Source organism: Actinomadura sp. NBRC 104412 (genome assembly GCF_030269515.1).
Taxonomy (GTDB): domain Bacteria; phylum Actinomycetota; class Actinomycetes; order Streptosporangiales; family Streptosporangiaceae; genus Spirillospora.
On record NZ_BSTM01000002.1, the window covers coordinates 106,459 to 122,273 of the forward strand.

The window sequence follows — 15,815 nt, forward strand, 5'->3', positions numbered from 1 at the left end:
CCGAACACCTCACGGGCACAGTGGTGGAGGCCGATGGGGAATGGTGTAACGGCAGCACACCGCGCTCTGGACGCGGCGATCCAGGTTCGAATCCTGGTTCCTCAGCCATCCGATGCCCAAGCCTCCGTAGCTCAGTCGGTAAGAGCGACCGCCTCGTAAGCGGTAGGCCGCCGGTTCGATTCCGGCCGGAGGCTCCGTCCCTACGCCTGGTCCCTACGCCCATCCCCTACGCCCGGGTCCCTACGCCCATCCCCTACGCCCGGGTCCCTATGCCCGATCCCTGCGCCCACCCCGGTTCCGTACGCCTAGCCCGGCAGCCGGAAGTAGACGCGGACCGCCGTGCCGTCCGGGCCGGTGTGCATGCGGACGAGGTCGGCGAGGTGGTTGACCATCAGGACGCCCCGGCCGCCATGGCTGGACATCCCCGCCGGGCGGCGTCCCACCAGCGGGTCGGTGATACGGCCGGAGTCGCGGACCTCGCAGACGACCTGGCCGTCGGCGTGCCAGATCCGCAGGAGCCCCGTGCCGCCGCCGTGCACCGCGGAATTGACGGCCAGCTCGTTGACGGCCAGCTCCAGGTCGCCCACCCGCGCGGGCGGCAGGCCGAACGCCTCGGCGCGGCGGCACACCAGGACGCGGATCTCCGAAACGGAGTCCAGGTCGAACCGCCTCGTGTCGGCCCGGGCGGGCTCGGGCAGCGGCCGGTTGCACGCCTGGATCACCCGGTCGGGCGCGTAGTCGCCGCTGACCCGCTCGCCGTCGCGGTCCACGATCACCGGGTGGGTGGCGTACGCGTCCCGGACGGCGTCCCGCCCCAGGCCGGTCACGTCGTACGGGCACAGGATGGTGGCGCCGCGGTCCTCGAAGGCCAGGTTGATGAGCGCCTCGTGCTGGAGGCAGGCCGGGTACTCGGTGGCGCTGCGTCCGGGCCAGATGGGCTCGCCGATGATCCGTACCCTCGCGCGGGAGTGCCGGTCGGCGAAGGCGCGCAGGACGTGGGGGATGATGCGGCCGGGGTTGCGGCCCGCGTCGGACATGTCGATCCACTCGGCCGCCGCCGCGGCGCCGGGGGCCTTCGCGCGCACCGCGTCCCGCAGAAGGTCCAGCCTGGCCCCCGGCACGGCGACGGCGACGGGTTCGCCCGCCTCGTGGCCGCCGAGGATGAACGGCACCGTGCCGCGCAGGTACTCCCGCATGTCGCGATAGAACAGCGCCGGGTGCGCGAACCCCCCTCGGGACGGGACCGCCGGGCGGTGGGCGGGCATGGGCGCACCATCGCCGGACGGTGCGACGTCGGTCATCGTCCCCCTGTCAACGCGGGAGTCTCACCCCTCTTGTGCGCTACCCTCCCGCCTTCTCCGGAAAACGGAGCATACGGGAAGGGGGCAGGGGCCGGGGGCTCCGCCTTTCGAACCGGACCGTCAGCGGGCGTCCGGGCGGGCGGAGAGCAGGGCGGCGTCGACCACGTCGGTGAGCCGTTCCCTGCGCCGGTAGGCGGCGCGCTGCCGGTCCGCGCCCGTCCCGCCGTCCAGCAGGGCACGCAGCCCGGCGACGGCCCGATCGTCATCGCCCGCGTCCACCAGCGCGGGCCGGACGTGCGCGAGCAGGTCCCAGGCCAGGTCCCGGAAGCTGACGGGACGGCCGGTGCGCACGTCCATCCCCGAGCCGGACAGGCCGTGGCGCGCGGCCAGCCAGTAGCAGGCGCGCAGCATCTCCTGCGCCGGGCGGGGCGCGTCCTCCCCGGCCTCCACCGCGGCCAGCGACACCTGCACCAGCGCCCGGGTGAGCGCGGCGAACAGCACCGACTCCTCCGCGGTCAGCGCCACGTCGCCCAGCCTGACCTCGATGGTGGGCAGCCTGGCGGACGGCCGCACGTCCCAGAAGACCGTTCCGGTGTCCATCAGCGCGCCGCAGCCCAGCAGCGTCCCGACCAGGTCCTCGTAGTGCGCGAACGACGCGAAGTAGGGCGGGGGACCGGCGACCGGCCAGCGCGCCCACGCCAGTACCCGCCAGCAGGCGTGGCCGGTGTCGCGGCCCGCCCAGTACGGGGAGTTGGCGGCCAGCGCGAGCAGCGTCGGAAGCCACGGCCGCAGATGGTTGCTGACCTGCACCGCGCGCTCCGGGTCGGGCATCTCGACATGGACGTGGGCGGAGCAGATGCACTGCTCGTCGTCCAGCGCGCGGTAGGTGGCCAGGCTCTCGGCGTACCGCGCGCCCGCGGAGATCGGCGCCGGGAGCAGGTCGCCCAGCACCGGGCTGCCGGTCGCGGCCAGCGCGAGCCCGGCCCCCGCGGCGGCCGAGGCCATCGCCGCCCGCATCCCGCGGATCTGCTCGTCCAGTTTGTCCAGGTCGTCGCACGGCGAGGTCTTGGCCTCGGCCAGGAACGCGATCAGCTCGGTCGAGACCCGCTCGCCCAGCGCGGGCGCGGCGCGCTCGACCACGGTGGCCGAACGGGGGACGACCGCCCGGGAGACGGGATCGACGACGAAGTACTCTTCCTCGACTCCGAATCTGAGGGCCATCCCACCACCTCGAGCTCGGGACGCCGCGGACGGCCGTGCCGGGCGGAGGACCGCCCGCCGCGCGCCGGGCCGGGGCCCGCCTCTCGACGGTACGTGCCGACGGGACGACGCGCACTCCCGGAAGGCCCGGAAGATCCCTAGCTAGAAGGGAAGAGCAGTTTTACCCGCGCGTGCGTAGCGCCGGGGTGTTCACGCGTGACGCGGACCGTGGCCCGGCTCAGCGGCCGTGGCCGAAGAAGTACAGCGACAGCGCGACCGCGTGCGAGATCACCACGACCGCGACGCCGAAGGCGAACAGCGCCCGTGCGGGGGCGTGCTCGAAGTACCGGCCCGGCTTCAGCGGCCCGCGCTCGCGCTGGCGGGCGGCGATCCGCTCCTCCAGCGGGGGACGGTCGAACAGGCCCACCGCTAGGCGCGGGGCTCGTCGACGATGACGTCGCTCATGATGTCGACGGCCCAGGAGATCACCGCGCCGAGCACGACGACCGCCGCGCCTCCCCAGAACATCGGCCAGTTGGGGCCCAGGCACAGCGCGACGCCGCCCACGGTGAAACCGACGAAGATCACGGCCACGGCCGCCCAGGACTTGGGCCGGCCCGCGTGGCTGCCAGTCGACATGCGTTCGTCCTTAATGCTTGCTCAAACGGCTCGGGCCCTGCATGCCGAACCTTAGCAAGCCCTTCCGGCCGCGCCGATCCGGGGTCAGACGAACGCGCCCACGCCGGTGGCGGCACGGCCGACGATCAGGGTGTTGATCTCCCGGGTGCCCTCGTAGGAGTAGATCGCCTCGGCGTCGGCCACGAAGCGGCCGATGTCGTAGTCGAGGACGATGCCGTTGCCGGCCATCAGCTCGCGGCCCCAGCCGACGGTCTCGCGCATGCGGGTGGCGCAGTACGCCTTGGCCAGCGCGGAGTGCTCGTCCCGGTACTGCCCGGCGTCCTGCAACTGGGCCAGCCGCGCCACCATGCCCAGGCAGGCGGTGGCGTTGCCGAGCATCCTGACCAGCAGGTCCTGCACCATCTGGAACTTGGCGATGGGGCGGCCGAACTGCTCGCGCCCGACGGCGTAGTCCCGGGCGATCTCGTAGGCGGCCAGCATCACGCCGACCGCCTGCCAGGCCACGCCGCTGCGGGTGCGGCGCAGGATCGCGGCGGTGTCGCGGAAGGAGCGGGCCCCGGGCAGGCGGTCGGCCTCGGGGACCCGGCAGCCGTCGAGGGTCAGGTCCGCGTTCTGCACGGTCCGCAGCGCGATCTTGTTCTCGATCCTGGTGGCGGTCAGCCCGGGGGTGTCGCCGCGCAGCACGAAGCCCTTCACCGAGTCGTCGGCCACGTCCCGTGCCCAGACCACCAGCAGGTCGGCGAAGGTGCCGTTGCCGATCCAGCGCTTGGCCCCGTCGATCACCCACTCGTCGCCCTCGCGCCGGGCGGTGGTGCGCAGCCCCAGCGCCACGTCCGAGCCGCCGCCGGGCTCGGTGAGCGCGAACGCGCCGATCTTCTCCATCCGTCCCATCGGCGGCAGCCAGCGCTCCCGCTGCTCCGCCGAGCCGCAGGCGGCGATGCTGCCCATCGCCAGCCCGGCGTGCACGCCGTAGAAGGTGCCCATGGACGGGTCCACGCGGGAGATCTCCAGCGCCAGGAACCCGTTGAGCATGCTGCTGGGCGTCTCGCCCGGGCACTCGTCGTAGGCCATCCCGGCGATGCCGAGCCTCCCGAACTCCGGGATCAGGTGGAAGGGGAACTCGGCGCGCGCCCAGCAGTCATTGGCGATCGGCCTGACGTGCGCCTCCAGGAACTCCCTGACCCCTCCCAGGATCTCCTGCTCCCGTTCGCCGAGCAGATCCTGGATCCAGTAGAGGTCACCGGGAGGCACGTTGAGAGTCATGCGCTCCCTGTTCCCGGCGTCCTTCCCGGTAACCGGCCACCCGGTCGCGGGCCGCCGGTACGCGCTCGCTTACCATCCAGGGCATGACCCAGGGCATGACGGTGCCGCCTGATGAACTCGAACTGGCCGCCGATTTCCCTCCGGCCGAGCGTGACCGGTGGCGCGAGATGGTGCGGGGGGTGCTGCGCAGGTCGGGCGCGGCGAGCGAGGACACGCCGCTGGAGGAGATCGAGCGACTGCTGTCCCGCGACTCCTACGACGGCGTTCCGGTGGCGCCCCTCTACACGCGGGACGACGCCGTTCCCGGACGACCGGGGCTGGCGCCCTACCTGCGCCGGGTGCGTCCCGAGGGCGAGGGCCTGGCGGGTTGGGACGTGCGGCAGCGCCACGCGCACCCCGACCCGGCCGTCACCCGCGAGGCGATCCTCGCCGACCTGGAGAACGGGGCCACCTCCCTGTGGCTGCACCTGGGAGAGACGGGCGTCCCCGTCGCGGCGCTGACCGAGGTGCTGCGCGGCGTGCACCTCGACCTCGCGCCGGTCGTCCTCGACGCAGGCCCGCACACAAAGGAGGCCGCCGAGTCCCTGCTCACCCTGATCGGCGAACGAGGGCACGCTCAGCGCGCCCTCGGCAACCTCGGCGCCGACCCGCTCGGCCTCCAGGCGCGCACCGGCGGCCCCCTGGACGGACGGGCCATGGACGAGGCGGCGGCGCTGGCCGTCCGCTGCGCACGGGAGTTCCCCGGGCTGCGCGCGATCACCGTGGACGCGACCCCGTACCACGACGCGGGCGGCGCAGACGCCGAAGAACTGGGCGCGGCCGTCGCGGCGGGGGTCGCCTACCTGCGGGTTCTCACCGGGGCCGGGCTGAGCGTGGACGAGGCGTTCGGGCAGATCGAGTTCCGCCTGGCCGTCAACGCCGGCCAGTTCCCCTCCATCGCCAAGCTCCGCGCCGCCCGCCGCCTGTGGGCGCGGGTCGCCGAGGTCTGCGCAGGCCCCGGCGGCCAGGGAGACCGCACCGCGCGGCTGCACGCGGTGACCTCCTCGGCGATGATGACCCGCCACGACCCCTGGGTGAACATCCTGCGCACCACCGTGGCCGCCTTCGCCGCCGGGGTGGGCGGCGCGGACGTCGTCACCGTCCAGCCGTTCGACACCCGGCTCGGACTGCCCGACGACCTCGCCCGCCGGATCGCCCGCAACACGCAAACGCTGCTGCTGGAGGAGTCCAGCCTGGCGCGGGTCGTGGACCCGGCCGGCGGCTCCTGGTACGTCGAACGGCTCACCGAGGAGACGGCACGGGCCGCCTGGGACCGGTTCACCGAGATCGAGAAGGCCGGTGGACTGGCCGCCGCGCTCGAATCCGGCCTCGTCGCGGAACGGATCGCCGCGACCTGGGAACGCCGCCGCGCCGACCTGGCCCGCCGCAAGGCGCCCCTCACGGGCGTCAGCGAGTACCCGAACCTGGCCGAGACGCTCCCCGAACGCGAACCCGCGCCGCGACCCGACGCCGCGACGGGCGGCGGGCTCCCCGTCATCCGGTACGCGCAGGACTTCGAGGCCCTGCGCGACCGTTCCGACGCGCACGCGGAGGCGACCGGATCCCGCCCCAAGGTGTACCTGGCCACGCTCGGGCCGATCGCCGCCCACACCGCCCGCTCCTCCTTCGCCGCCAACCTCTTCCAGGCCGGGGGGATCGAGACCGTCGACGGCCCACCCGAGGGATTCGCGGGCTCCGGGACGACCGTCGCCTGCCTGTGCTCCAGCGACGCCCTGTACGAGGAGCAGGCGGCGGACGCCGCCCGCACGCTCAGGCAGGCGGGCGCGATGAAGGTGTGGCTCGCGGGTAAGGGGTCCTACGAGGGCGTGGACTCCCGCGTGCACGCGGGCTGTGACGCGGTCGCGGTGCTGGAGACCACCCTCGACGATCTAGGAGTGAAGCGATGATCCCCGACTTCTCCGGGATCGGGCTCGGCGCGGCGGAGCCCGCCGACGAGGCCGCCAAACGGTGGCGCGCCGCGGTCGCCGAGGCCACCGGACGCGACCCCGACACCCGGACCTGGGACACCCCCGAAGGCATCGCCGTCCGCCCCCTCTACACCGGCGACGACCTGACCGGCCTGGACTTCCTCGACACCCTCCCGGGCATCGCCCCGTACCTGCGCGGCCCCTACCCCGCGATGTACACGACCCAGCCCTGGACGATCCGGCAGTACGCGGGGTTCTCCACGGCCGAGGAGTCCAACGCCTTCTACCGGCGCAACCTCGCGGCCGGGCAGAAGGGCCTGTCGATCGCCTTCGACCTGGCCACCCACCGCGGCTACGACTCCGACCACCCCAGGGTCGCCGGGGACGTCGGCATGGCCGGGGTCGCGATCGACTCGATCTACGACATGCGGCAGCTCTTCGACGGGATCCCCCTCGACCGGATGACCGTGTCGATGACCATGAACGGCGCGGTGCTGCCCGTCCTGGCGCTCTACATCGCCGCCGCCGAGGAGCAGGGGGTGCCGCCCGAGAAGCTGGGCGGGACCATCCAGAACGACATCCTCAAGGAGTTCATGGTCCGCAACACCTACATCTACCCGCCCGGACCGTCGATGCGGATCATCTCCGACATCTTCGCCTACACCTCCCGGCGGATGCCGAAGTACAACTCCATCTCGATCTCCGGATACCACATCCAGGAGGCGGGGGCCACCGCCGACCTGGAACTGGCGTACACCCTCGCCGACGGCGTCGAGTACATCCGGGCCGGGCGCGAGGCGGGCCTGGACATCGACGCGTTCGCGCCCCGCCTGTCGTTCTTCTGGGCGATCGGCATGAACTTCTTCATGGAGGTCGCCAAGCTCCGCGCGGCCCGGCTGCTGTGGGCCAAGCTCGTCAAGGGCTTCGAGCCGCGCAACCCCAAGTCGCTGTCGCTGCGCACCCACTCCCAGACCTCCGGCTGGTCCCTCACCGCGCAGGACGTCTACAACAACGTGGTCCGCACCTGCATCGAGGCCATGGCCGCCACGCAGGGCCACACCCAGTCGCTCCACACCAACGCGCTCGACGAGGCCCTGGCCCTGCCCACCGACTTCTCCGCCCGCATCGCCCGCAACACCCAGCTCCTGCTCCAGCAGGAATCCGGGACGACCCGGCCGATCGACCCCTGGGGCGGCAGCGCGTACGTCGAACGCCTCACCTACGACCTGGCCCGCCGCGCCTGGGGCCACATCACCGAGGTCGAACAGGCCGGCGGCATGGCCAAGGCCATCGACGAGGGACTGCCCAAACTCCGCATCGAGGAGGCCGCCGCCCGCACCCAGGCGCGGATCGACTCCGGGCGGCAGCCCGTCATCGGCGTCAACAAGTACCGCCCCGACACCGACGAGAGCATCGACGTCCTCAAGGTCGACAACGCCGCCGTCCGCGCGCAGCAGATCGAGAAGCTGCGGCGGCTGCGCGAGGAACGCGACGAGACCGCGGTCCGCGCCGCCCTGGACGCCCTCACCCGCGCCGCCGAGGCCGCCGAGGCCGGCGCCCGGCCCGCCGGCCTGGAGCACAACCTGCTCACGCTGTCCGTGGACGCCGCCCGCGCCAAGGCCACCGTGGGCGAGATCTCCGGCGCGCTGGAACGCGCGTACGGGCGGCACGCCGCGCAGATCCGTACCATCACGGGCGTGTACCGGGAGGAAGCAGGCCAGGTGTCGCTCATCGAGAAGGCCCGCGCCGCCACCGCGGCGTTCGAGGCGGCCGAAGGACGGCGCCCCCGCATCCTCGTCGCCAAGATGGGCCAGGACGGGCACGACCGCGGCCAGAAGGTGATCGCGACCGGCTTCGCCGACCTCGGCTTCGACGTGGACGTCGGCCCGCTGTTCCAGACCCCCGCCGAGGTCGCCCGGCAGGCGGTCGAGGCCGACGTGCACATCGTCGGCGTCAACTCGCTGGCCGCCGGGCACCTCACCCTGGTGCCCGCCCTCCGCGAGGAACTCGCCGCCCTGGGACGCGACGACGTCATGATCGTGGTCGGCGGCGTCATCCCGCCGCAGGACTTCGCCGAACTGCGCGCCGCCGGAGCCTCCGCGATCTTCGGTCCCGGCACCGTCCTCGCCGAGGCCGCCCTCGCGCTCCTCGACGACCTCGCCGCCCGGCTCGGACACGACGGCCCGTGAAACCCGGCCTGGACGACTACGTCAAAGGGGTGCGGGAGGCGTCGCGGGCCTGGATCGCGCGGGCCATCACCCTGGTGGAGTCCACCCGCGCCGACCACCGCGAACTCGCGCAGGCCATGCTGGCCGAGCTGACCCCGCACACCGGCAACGCCCGGCGCGTCGGCATCACCGGCGTGCCCGGCGTGGGCAAATCGACGTTCATCGACGCCCTCGGCACCAACCTCACCGCCGAAGGGCACAAGGTCGCCGTGCTCGCCGTGGACCCCTCGTCCACCCGCACCGGCGGCAGCATCCTCGGCGACAAGACACGGATGCACCGCCTGGCCGCCGACCCCAACGCCTTCATCCGCCCGTCCCCCACGGCCGGCACCCTCGGCGGCGTCGCCAAGGCCACCCGGGAGGCGATGGTCGTCATGGAGGCCGCCGGATACGACGTGGTCCTGGTCGAGACCGTCGGCGTCGGCCAGTCGGAGACGGCGGTCTCCGAAATGGTCGACTCCTTCCTCGTCCTCACCCTCGCCCGCACCGGCGACCAGCTCCAGGGCATCAAGAAGGGCGTCCTGGAACTCGCCGACGTGATCGCCGTCAACAAGGCCGACGGACCCCACGCACAGGAAGCCGAGAAGGCCGCCCGGGAACTCTCCGGCGTCCTCCGCCTCCTGCGCGGCGACGAACGCGCCCACGTCATCCCCGTGCTCACCTGTAGCGCCCGCGACAACGTCCGCCTCGACGAAGTGTGGCGGCACATCGTCCAACACCAGGACCGGCTCGCCGCCACCGGGGAACTCGAAACGCGCAGGCGCAACCAGCGGATCGGGTGGACATGGGCGATGGTCCGCGACCGCCTCCTGACCGAACTGCGCGAGCACCCCGCCGTGCGCGAACTCGCCCCGTCCCTGGAGGCCCGGGTCGCCGACGGCACCCTCACACCCACCCAGGCGGCCGAGCGGATCCTCGCCGCCTTCGGCCGCTGACGTGCCGCGCCGCAGGTCGGCGCGGCACCGTTTGACGGTCGCGGGACGCCCGCGTCCTGTACAAAAGGCGAATGGACATCATCCCGCTCGATGATCCGACCGAGGAGCGGATCGCCCGGTGGCAGGCGGTGCTCACCGCCGTACACGCGGCCGACCCCGCCGGCGACCCGCCCCCGGACGCCGCCGACACCGCGGCGTTCCTGCGCTCCGGCGACCAGCGCCTCTGGACGGCCGACGAGAACGGGGAGACCATCGCCGTCGCCGTGCTGCGGCTGCCCGGCGGCCCGGGCGCCGACCGCCCCGCCGAGATCGACATCCGCGTCCACCCCGCCCACCGCAGGCGCGGCATCGGCACCCGCCTCATGGCCGTCGCCGCCGAAGGGCTCCGCGCCGACGGCCGCACCAGCGTCATCGCCCAAGTCCTGGCCGGCACCCCCGCCGTCCCCTTCCTGGAGTCGCTCGGCTTCTCCTGCGTCCTCACCCTCAACGGCATGCTGCTGCGCCTCGACGACCTCCCGCCCGGCCGCGTCGAAACCCTCGTCAACGCCGGCCCCTCCGCCCCGCCCCCCGGCCCCGGCGGCACCTACCGCCTCGTGCGCTGGCGCGGCGCCGTCCCCGACGAATACGCCGACGCCCTCGCCCACGCCAAACACGCCATGGCCGACCTCGCCGAATACGAGGGCCTCCCCTGGAACGCGCGCCGCGTCCGCGAAATGGCCGGGATGGTCGCCAAACGCGGCGACGACCTCTACACCGTCGCCGCCGTCCACGGCCCCGCCGTGGCCGGCTTCACCGAGGTCGTCGTCCCCGCCGACGCACCCCGCCGCGCCGCCCAGTACGACACCGCCGTCGTCCCCGAACACCGCGGCCGCCGCCTCGGCATCTGGGTGAAGGCCGCCATGCTCCAATGGCTGGCCGGCGAACGCCCCGAAGTCCGCGAGATCGAAACCGACATCGACGGCGACAACAGCCACATGATCGCCGTCAACGAGGAACTGGGCTACCGCCGCCTCCAAGAGTCCCGCGAGTACCTAGGGAGGTTCTAACTGCTCCAGCGAGCTGCGCTGCTCTTTGATTGCTTCAGCGAGCTGCGCTCCTCGCCTGGCGGCTCGTCGCTTGTCGCTTCCGCGGCGATCGCTGCATCGCTCCGACTCGCCCAGGGGCTCGCTGCGCGATCAGGGTCTCGCTGGCGCTCGCCCCTGCCTTCGGTCGCGATCGCAACGCCTGGCCGCCGTTCGGGGCTGGGGTTGCGGGCTGAGGTAGTTGCAGGTGTGTTCATTGCAGGCGCGAGCTGCGCTCGTCGCTGGCGCTCCTCGCTTGTCGCGCCTGCGGCGATCGCTGCATCGCTCCGACTCGCCCAGGGGCTCGCTTCGCGATCAGGTTCCTCGCAGGCTTGGAACCTGCCTTTGGTCGCGATCGCGGCGCTTGGGCGACCGTTCGGGGCTGGGGTGGGTGCGGGTGTGTTTATTGCGGGTGCGAGCTGCGCTCCTGGCCTTGGCGGCTTGTTGGTTGTCGTGGTTGCCTGTGATCGTTGGATCGGTTCGGCTCGCTCTGGGGCTCGCTGCGCGATCAGGTTGGTCGTAGGGCTTGGGGCCTGTGTCGGGGGGCGGGTTCGGGGAAAATGCGTTGCTGTTCGTTGTGGAGATCGGCACTCTGATGGGGCCCCTGGAAAAGGTCGGGGGGAAGGAATTGGCGGACCATTCCCGTGCCGTTCAATGGTGATGCGCGTGTTGTTAAGGCGGGTCGCCGGTGGTGGGGTGGAGCGCAGGCGGGTGAGGAGGTGACCGGTGAATGTGCTCGTGCTGAACGCGTCCTATGAGCCGCTTCAGAACGTGGACCTGCGGCACGCCATCCGCATGCTGGTGCGTGAGGTGGCCGTCGTGGAAGAGGCGGAGGAGGGCCGGACGATCGGGCCCTTTCCCGTACCGCGGGTGCTGAGGCTCATCCGGTACGTGGCCATGCGGTGGCGGCACGGGCGGCGGCCGCCTTGGAGCAAGCGCGGCGTCTACCTGCGTGATCGTGGCCTGTGCGGCTACTGCGGCAAGCGCGGCCACACCATCGACCACGTGCTGCCCCAGTCCCGCGGCGGCGGCGACACCTGGGAGAACACCGTGCTGGCGTGCGGCCGGTGCAACAACCGCAAGGGGAACCGGACGCCGAGCGAGGCCGGGATGGTGCTGCGCGCGCGCCTGCGCGTCCCCCGCTGGGACGAGCTCGTGCCGAGGTGACCGTCGGCGTGATCTGCGTGTGATCTGGCGCGGGCGGGGGTTGCGTGGATTCAGACGGGGCCGGATCGACGGGGGCGATCCGGCCCCTTCGCTGCGATAGGATCGCCGTCTGGTAGTTCCTCTGTAACTCTATGTGTTGGGGCGAGGAACTGAGACCTAATTGACCCCTGTGATAGCGTGCCGCCAATCTTCTAGATGATTCTGAGGAGAGAGCAGTGGCGGCCCTGGACCCTGATGGCACGAAACGAAGCCCGCTGCGTGCGCGGATGGTCCGGCGCGGTGTGGCGGTCGCCTTCCTGGCGGCCTGCTCGGTGCTGCTGTCGCCGACATCGGGCGGCGCGGCCGGCGTGCGGGCGGCGCCCGACCCCGCCAAGCAGCTGGCGCAGCTGGAGAAGCGCGCGGCGAAGCTGGCCAAGGAGTACCGCGGCGAGCTGATCACCTTCGAGGAGGCCAAGAACGCCGCCAAGCGCGCCGGCGCCGACGCCGAGCGGCTCAACCGCGAGTTCGAGGCGGTCCGCGCCGACGCCGGCCGGATCGCCGCCTCCACGTACATGACCGGCCGGATCGACACCACCATGATGATCTCGGCGGACGATCCGGGCGCGGCGGTACGGGACGCGGCGTACCTGGAACACCTGTCCCGCAACAACGGGCGCCGCATCCAGAACCTGGAGAAGCTGGCCGCGCAGGCCGCGAAGGCGCAGAAGGACGCCCGCGCCAAGGTCGACCAGGTGCGCAAGGAGGTCGAGGACCTGGAGAGCCAGCGGGACCGGGTGCGCAAGCAACTGGCCAAGCTGCGTCCCGAGGTCCCCTCGGCCGGGGGCGGCTCCGCCGGGCGCCCGGACGGGGTCAGCGGCACCAAGTCGACCATCATCGGGAACTCGATGACGGCCAGGATGCGCACCGTGCTGCAGGCCGTCGACGGCAGGTTCGGCCCGTTCCCCGCCATCGGATGCATGCGTCCGAACGACCCGCAGGACCACGGCTCCGGCCAGGCGTGCGACTTCATGGAGAGCACCGGCGGCAAGATGCCCAGCGCGTCCGCGCAGGCGCACGGCGACGCCGTCGCCCAGTACGTGATCGACAACGCGTCCCGGTTCGGGATCAAGTACGTCATCTGGAAGCAGCGCATCTGGGACACGCGCACCAGCGGCGGCTGGCGGGCCATGGAGGACCGTGGCTCCATCACCCAGAACCACTTCGACCACGTCCACGTGTCCGTGCTGTGACCTATGACATCGAGGAACCCTACGGGCCGCTGATCGAGACGACCCTGCGCTTCGCGTCCTGGAACGTGTGGGCGCGGCACGGGCCGTGGCGGGAGCGTGAACGCGGCATCGTCGAGGTGCTCACCGCGGCCGTCCCCGATCTCGCGGTGCTCGTGGAGGCGTGGGGGGACGCCTCGGAGTCGCTGGGCGGCGCGCTGGGCCTGCCGCACCACGCGTTCGCCGGGTCGCCCGAGTCCGGCATCGCGATCCTGTCGCGCTGGCCGCTGACCGGGATCGAGCACAGGGACCTCGGCACCCCGGGACGCCAGGCCGGAGACCAGGGACTGGCGCTGTTCGCCCGGGCGATGGGCCCGCGCGGGCCGGTGCAGGCGGTCGGCGCCGTGCTCGGGTGGAAGCTCGGTCACAGCCACCGGCGGCAGGAGCAGGTGCGCGACCTGGGCGCCTTTGTACGCGAGAAGGCGGACAGGGACGCGCCGGTCGTGGTGGGCGGCGACTTCAACGCCGACCCGGACAGCGATGAGATCCGCATGCTCACCGGGCGCGCGGCGGTCACCGCGCCGGGCGTGGTGTTCTACGACGCCTGGGAGGTGGCCGGGGACGGGACGCCCGGGGCCACCTGGTCGGGGGAGAACCCCTGGACCCGTCCGGTCCTGTGGCCCGACCGCAGGATCGACTACGTCTTCTCCGCCTGGCCGAGGCCGGGCGGCGCGGGCCATCCCGTGCGCTGCGAACTGCTCGGCACCGAACCGGTCGGCGGCGTCGTCCCCTCCGACCATTACGGGGTGCTCGCCGACCTCCGCTACTGAACGGCAGCGCCGCGGGTCGCGGCCTCGATGACCTCCAGCCCGGCGATGGCGTCGGCGAGGTCCACCGGGGGAGGCGTCTCGCCGCGCAGCATGCGGGCGACGCCCGCGTAGAACTCCTGGTACGCGCCGGGCTCGGTGGGTTCGAGACGGCCGGCGGAGGGCGTGCCCACGCGCCCGTACGCCTCGGACGGGAACCGCCCCCACCCGGCGTCCATGGGCGTCCGCCCCTCCCGCAGCGCCTGCTCCTGCACGTCCATCCCGGACACGGTGTACGCGGCGCTGGAACCGAGGACCCGGAAACGCGGCCCGAACTGCGCGGCGGTCGCGCTCATCCACAGATGGGAGCGGACGCCCCCGTCGTGGGTGAGGGCGAGGAACACATCGTCCGGCACGGCCGCCCCGGGACGCCGCGTGTCGATCTCCGCGTACACCCGGTGCGGGCGGCCGAACAGCGTGATGGCCTGGTCGATCAGGTGGGTGCCGAGGTCGAACAGGATGCCGCCCGCGTCGAGGGGGTCCGTGCTCTCCTTCCACCCGGGCCGCACCTCGGGCCGCCAGCGCTCGAACCGCGACTCGAACCGCAGCACCGTCCCGAGCCCGCCGCCCTCGACGAGACGCCGCACCGTGCGGAAGTCGCCGTCCCAGCGCCGGTTGTGGAACGGGATCACCGGCAGCCCGCGCACGGCGGCGAGCGCGGCCAGCGACCGGGCCTCGTCGGCGGACGCCGCGACCGGCTTGTCCAGGACGACCGGCAGCCCCGAGGTCAGCGCCGTGCGCGCCAGCGGAACGTGATGCCGGTTGGGCGCGGTGATCACCACCAGGTCGTAGTCCTCGGGGGTCTCCCAGAGCCTGTCGGCGCTGTCGAGCACCCGCGTCCCGGGGTACCGCCTCCGGGCCGCCTCCGCCCGCTCGGGGTTCCCGGTGACCACCGCCTCAAGGCGCAGGCCCGGAATGGAGGCGATCAGGGGCGCGTGAAAGACCGCGCCCCCGGTGCCGAACCCGACAAGCGCCACCCGTGCCGCCATGCCCTGATCATTCCCTACGCCGGAGCGTGAACCCGAACGGCGGCGCGTCGGATCGGACCGGCCGGTCGGCGGCCTCCCGCGGTCACTCGAAGAGGTCGGGCTGTTCGCGGGTGATCTGGTCGTAGAGGGGCTGGTAGTTGATCCAGCCGACCAGGTCGTTGCCGATCTGCTGGTGGGTGAGGACGGCGTTGTCGTGCTCGATCGGCACGACCTCGCCGGCCGCCTTGGCCAGCAGTTGCACCTGGCACGAGCGTTCCATGGTGATGAACCACCAGGCGGCGGCGTCCACCGTGTCGCCGACGGTGAGGAGGCCGTGGTTGCGGAGGATGACGGCCTTGTTGTCACCCAGCGCGGCGGCGATGCGCTTGCCCTCCTCCAGGTCGGTGACGACGCCGGTGTAGTCGTCGAACAGGCCGTGGTCCTGGTAGAACGCGCACACGTCCTGGGTGATGGGCTCCAGTTTCTGGCCGAGGGCGGAGATGGCGCGGCCGTAGGTGGAGTGGCTGTGCGCGGCCGCCACCACGTCGGGCCGCGCCTGGTGGACCTGGGAGTGGATGGCGAAGGCGGCCTCGTTCACCGGGTAGCGGCCCTGCACGACCTTGCCCTCGTGGTTGACGAGGATGAGGTCGCTGACCTTGATGTGCTTGAAGGACATCCCGAACGGGTTCACCCAGAAGTGGTCGGTGTGCTCGGGGTCGCGCGCGGTGATGTGCCCGGCCACGCCCTCCTCGAAGCCGAACTTGCCGAAGAGGCGCAGCGCCGCGGCGAGCCGCTCCTTGCGGTGCCTGCGCTCCTCCTCCACGGTCTCGAAGGTCGGCGGCAGCCTGAAGATCAGGTCCGTGGCGAGCGCGTCCAGGAACTTCTCCTCGCCGGCGGGGTCGGTGTCGTCGGACATGGGGCGGCTCCTTCGGCAGGGACGGGGCGAACAGTGTTCGGTACCACCGAACCCCAGGTTGCGGGGGTTCGTCTAGGCTGGCGGGGGTCAAGAGGCGCG

At 72.5% G+C, this 15,815-nt stretch carries 14 protein-coding genes and 2 tRNA genes; 9 read left to right on the top strand and 7 right to left on the bottom strand.

Translation table 11 applies throughout. The annotated features are described in order from the left end of the window. The first annotated feature begins 34 nt into the window (after positions 1-34). Both QSK21_RS02915 and QSK21_RS02920 read left to right on the top strand, forming a co-directional pair. Positions 35-108: transfer RNA gene (locus QSK21_RS02915), tRNA-Gln, on the top strand. A gap of 12 nt (positions 109-120) precedes the next feature. After that, positions 121-194 (top strand) — tRNA-Thr (locus QSK21_RS02920). 111 nt (positions 195-305) lie between these two features. On the opposite strand, the gene QSK21_RS02925 is transcribed toward QSK21_RS02920, so the two are convergent. The 5 genes from QSK21_RS02925 to QSK21_RS02945 all read right to left on the bottom strand — a co-directional run bounded on the left by QSK21_RS02925 (position 306) and on the right by QSK21_RS02945 (position 4,403). Further along, positions 306-1,301 (bottom strand): anti-sigma factor RsbA family regulatory protein, encoded by a 996-nt coding sequence (locus QSK21_RS02925; RefSeq protein ID WP_285693514.1) that lies wholly within the window; start codon positions 1,299-1,301, stop codon positions 306-308. A gap of 120 nt (positions 1,302-1,421) precedes the next feature. After that, positions 1,422-2,522: a carboxylate-amine ligase gene (locus tag QSK21_RS02930; protein ID WP_285693515.1), complete on the bottom strand. Its 1,101-nt coding sequence runs from the start codon at positions 2,520-2,522 to the stop codon at positions 1,422-1,424. A 217-nt stretch (positions 2,523-2,739) separates the two neighbouring features. After that, a complete protein-coding gene (locus QSK21_RS02935; RefSeq protein ID WP_285693517.1) occupies positions 2,740-2,928 on the bottom strand; it encodes a hypothetical protein in 189 nt (62 codons plus the stop codon). A gap of 2 nt (positions 2,929-2,930) precedes the next feature. Further along, a complete protein-coding gene (locus QSK21_RS02940) occupies positions 2,931-3,140 on the bottom strand; it encodes an HGxxPAAW family protein (protein WP_285693519.1) in 210 nt (69 codons plus the stop codon). Between the two features lie 84 nt (positions 3,141-3,224). Beyond that, complete coding sequence (locus tag QSK21_RS02945) at positions 3,225-4,403, bottom strand: acyl-CoA dehydrogenase family protein (RefSeq protein WP_285693521.1); 1,179 nt, start codon at positions 4,401-4,403, stop codon at positions 3,225-3,227. Positions 4,404-4,498: 95 nt separating this feature from the next. Between QSK21_RS02945 and QSK21_RS02950 the strand changes: the two genes are divergently transcribed. The 7 genes from QSK21_RS02950 (at position 4,499) to QSK21_RS02980 (ending at position 13,796) form a co-directional block, all read left to right on the top strand. Further along, complete coding sequence (locus QSK21_RS02950; protein ID WP_285693893.1) at positions 4,499-6,349, top strand: methylmalonyl-CoA mutase subunit beta; 1,851 nt, start codon at positions 4,499-4,501, stop codon at positions 6,347-6,349. Then, positions 6,346-8,559, top strand: a complete 2,214-nt coding sequence (gene scpA / locus QSK21_RS02955) for a methylmalonyl-CoA mutase (protein ID WP_285693523.1) — start codon at positions 6,346-6,348, stop codon at positions 8,557-8,559. The genes QSK21_RS02950 and scpA overlap by 4 nt, the downstream gene beginning before the upstream one ends. Continuing rightward, positions 8,556-9,533: a methylmalonyl Co-A mutase-associated GTPase MeaB gene (meaB, locus tag QSK21_RS02960; protein WP_285693525.1), complete on the top strand. Its 978-nt coding sequence runs from the start codon at positions 8,556-8,558 to the stop codon at positions 9,531-9,533. Before scpA ends, meaB begins: the two co-directional genes overlap by 4 nt. Positions 9,534-9,604: 71 nt before the next feature. Continuing rightward, positions 9,605-10,579, top strand: a complete 975-nt coding sequence (locus QSK21_RS02965) for a GNAT family N-acetyltransferase (protein WP_285693528.1) — start codon at positions 9,605-9,607, stop codon at positions 10,577-10,579. Between the two features lie 741 nt (positions 10,580-11,320). After that, positions 11,321-11,761: an HNH endonuclease gene (locus tag QSK21_RS02970; RefSeq protein WP_285693532.1), complete on the top strand. Its 441-nt coding sequence runs from the start codon at positions 11,321-11,323 to the stop codon at positions 11,759-11,761. 215 nt (positions 11,762-11,976) lie between these two features. Beyond that, a complete protein-coding gene (locus QSK21_RS02975; protein ID WP_285693534.1) occupies positions 11,977-12,990 on the top strand; it encodes a VldE C-terminal domain-containing protein in 1,014 nt (337 codons plus the stop codon). Then, on the top strand, positions 12,987-13,796 hold the full coding sequence (locus tag QSK21_RS02980) for an endonuclease/exonuclease/phosphatase family protein (protein WP_285693537.1): 810 nt from the start codon (positions 12,987-12,989) through the stop codon (positions 13,794-13,796). The genes QSK21_RS02975 and QSK21_RS02980 overlap by 4 nt, the downstream gene beginning before the upstream one ends. On the opposite strand, the gene QSK21_RS02985 is transcribed toward QSK21_RS02980, so the two are convergent. Both QSK21_RS02985 and QSK21_RS02990 read right to left on the bottom strand, forming a co-directional pair. Further along, positions 13,790-14,821: a Gfo/Idh/MocA family protein gene (locus QSK21_RS02985; RefSeq protein WP_285693538.1), complete on the bottom strand. Its 1,032-nt coding sequence runs from the start codon at positions 14,819-14,821 to the stop codon at positions 13,790-13,792. The two genes, QSK21_RS02980 and QSK21_RS02985, sit on opposite strands and share 7 nt — an antisense overlap. Before the next feature lie 82 nt (positions 14,822-14,903). After that, complete coding sequence (locus tag QSK21_RS02990) at positions 14,904-15,716, bottom strand: class II aldolase/adducin family protein (protein WP_285693539.1); 813 nt, start codon at positions 15,714-15,716, stop codon at positions 14,904-14,906. Positions 15,717-15,815 lie beyond the last annotated feature (99 nt).